Here is a 1,479-nt window from a genome sequence, read left to right on the forward strand (position 1 = left end):
CCCTGAGGTTGTCGAGGTTGTAGCCGTTGAGCTTCAGCCAGGCAAGGTAAGCATCCATGTTGACCTCCCCCGTTTCATCCGAACTGAAGCGATCCACTTCACCTTCGCCAATGCCCGGCGTTCTGGCAACCTGCTCCTCTGTCCAACGCGGGATGTCGGCGCGATTTTTGTACGTGATAAAACCATTGCCCTGCGTGTCTGCATAGGTCATGCTGTTGGTACCTCCAAAGCCCATCTCACGCTGTCGGCTGCCGCTGGGTGCGCCAACCACCTCACGGTCTTCACCTGCCGTACAAATGAAACACGTGTCCCTGGGTTGGCCAGTTTGGATGTTGTTGCTCTTGTCGTGCAACATGGCTGTGCCCGAGACTGTGATGCTTTCAGGGCTCATCTGAACGCCCGCTTGTTTAGCCTGATTGATCATCCAGGCCAGCGATACTTTGGACAAATCGTTGCTATCGTAACCACCGCCGATGTCCGCATGCGCCCCCAGGAACCCGAGCTCCAAACGCACCTTGTCGCCATTGTTGCTGCTCTGCCCGATGCTCACCAGCGGAAACGCGCCCCAGTGCTGCGAATACGGTAGCGCCAAGCGCGTGGCATAGCTAAGCAGGTTGCCGCTGCGGTGCTCATTGAGCGCTACAGCATGTGCCACGTGCTGGAATTGGGTGGGTATACCCAGGTTGTAGCGGGTGCCGCTGAAGTTGGTGGACAACACCGTATCCCACAGACCCATGAAACGAAAGTTCACCCACTGGCAGGCGTCTTGGCCGTTTTTGTCCTTGTATTGGTAGTAGGTCTTGCCATCTATGACGATGCTGGCCTGTGTGATGCGATTGGCAAAATCACGCGCCTGTGCGGCGCCCCGGCTGAAGCCAATGATGTCGATGTCCATGGCTTTCGTGTTATCGAAGAGATCTGCCTCATCACGGATATAAAGCTCCATTCGATCAATCCGCGCCGGCCCCGAGTAATTCCCTCCCATGTCGTTGAGGTAAAGCGGATCGCTGCCGGTGAGGTAGTCCAGCAGTCTGCCTCTGGCGAATTCGTCTGGCACGATGTCGCGATATTCGGCATCTCGGTGGACGGTCCCCACGCCGGTGATGTAGCGAGCGTTCCCATCATCGTATAAGTTTCGAAATTCCCACACATTGCTCACAGTCCCACCCACCATTGCGGGATCCGTCAGATCGTTGCTGTTCCCCGTCCCGTCAAACGCAAACAAGATGAGCCCGGTGGGGTCGGCGTAGGTGATGGGGTTGTGGTTGGCGTAGGCATAGGGCTGGGTGAGCAGCCTGGTGCTGCGCCAGTTGGGCAGGGGGCCCAGGGGGTCGGGCTCAAGGTACTGGGCGCGCTGCGGGTCATAGGTGCGCAGCACGTTGTCGTGCCAGCCGGTCTCCGCGTCGAAGTACTGCCCGGGCAGGCGCAGGTTGAGCGTGAAGTCTTTGGGCGTGTGTTGGGTGTGGGCGGCGTGGGCGG

At 58.6% G+C, this 1,479-nt stretch carries 1 protein-coding gene; it reads right to left on the reverse strand.

Features of this window, described 5'->3' with window-relative positions:
* A partial coding sequence (locus tag GTZ97_RS16390) for a phospholipase effector Tle1 domain-containing protein (RefSeq protein WP_201748332.1) occupies window positions 1–1,479 on the reverse strand: 1,479 nt, incomplete at both ends.

It is taken from the genome of Aquabacterium fontiphilum (genome assembly GCF_009909205.1).
In the GTDB taxonomy this organism is placed as follows: domain Bacteria; phylum Pseudomonadota; class Gammaproteobacteria; order Burkholderiales; family Burkholderiaceae_C; genus Aquabacterium; species Aquabacterium fontiphilum.